Origin of the sequence: Acinetobacter lactucae, from assembly GCF_013344765.1 — a bacterium.
Classification (GTDB): Bacteria; Pseudomonadota; Gammaproteobacteria; order Pseudomonadales; family Moraxellaceae; genus Acinetobacter; species Acinetobacter lactucae_A.
In genome coordinates this window covers 1-1096 of the sequence record NZ_JABVBF010000345.1, presented here as the reverse complement: position 1 = coordinate 1096, position 1096 = coordinate 1, and the positions used below count along the sequence as shown (strand labels likewise).

The 1096-nt window shown below is 34.2% G+C and carries 1 protein-coding gene; it reads right to left on the bottom strand.

Annotation, left to right across the window (positions count from 1 at the left end; all coding sequences use genetic code 11):
- Positions 1-41 precede the first annotated feature (41 nt).
- Positions 42-923, bottom strand: coding sequence for a LysR family transcriptional regulator (locus HUN22_RS17210; RefSeq protein ID WP_174731932.1), 882 nt, complete (start codon positions 921-923; stop codon positions 42-44).
- Between the last annotated feature and the right edge of the window lie 173 nt (positions 924-1096).

The window sequence follows — 1096 nt, the reverse complement described above, 5'->3', positions numbered from 1 at the left end:
GCCTTGAGCTTAGCTCGCCCTAAAATACAGTCTTTAATTTTTTAAAATTTATATTGAACCAAAGCCTCAATAAATTGAGTCGAAATATTTGAAATTTCAAAGTTCTTTTTATAAACAATTCCTACAGTCTTATGAATAGATTCATCCTTTAATTCAATCAAAACGTTATGTTCTTTATCAATGTGTTTAGCAAAATGCCTTGGAATCGCACTTACTCCAATTCCATAAGCCACAAAACTTGAAAGTGATGAAATTTGATGACATTCAACTTTCAAATCGAGCGTTATATTATTTCGCAAACAATTTTGTTCAACTAAATATCGAACAATTGAAGGTTTTTGTAATGTCACGAATGGGTTTGAACAAAGCTCGTGCCAAGTAATAGAAGGCGACTGAGCAAATGGATGAGTCTTAGGTAATAAAGCTAAGAAATCTTCTTCAAATAATGGTTTGAACTCTAAGCCTTCGGTGAGATCTGGTTCAAAGCAGATGCCAAGCTCGAAAATACCATCTTGTACTTTTTCTATAATCGTCTCATTCGGAATATCGTGGATTGAAAAATTGAGATTGGGATGAAGTTCTAAAAATTGATGAATCACCTCAGGCAAAATTCCATGAGTCACAAAGGGCATTGAAGCAATACTTAATGTTCCTCGATTGAGCTTAAAGCGTTGTTTAACATCGTTTTCCATTTCATCCCAATTGGCGAGTAATTTTTTTGCATATGGAATGAGGGATTTGCCTTCTTGGGTAAGTTCAACACGGCGTGTATTGCGGTTAAACAATTTACCACCTAATTCTTCTTCTAAACTTTTGATGGTCAGGCTTAAGGCTGATTGGCTTAGATGTAGCTCTAAAGAGGCATTCGCATAGTTGAGTGTACGCGCAAGAGCTAAAAAAGCTTTTAATTGTTTAAGCGTCATTTCATTCCTTTAGATTGCTCAGCTCACCTAGAAGGGTAATTTATACGAAAATTTGTCTAATATGATGTTTTTTGACAAAAAAATTAAGAAAAAGAAGTAGAAGACAATACGCTGAACTATTTTAGTAAATTTTCCAAGCAGAATTCATTAGTGTTGTTAGCAAAGTATAGAGC

Bases quoted from the DNA above. Each gene is read 5' to 3' on its own strand.
- HUN22_RS17210 (WP_174731932.1), bottom strand. From the start codon at position 923: ATGACGCTTAAACAATTAAAAGCTTTTTTAGCTCTTGCGCGTACACTC.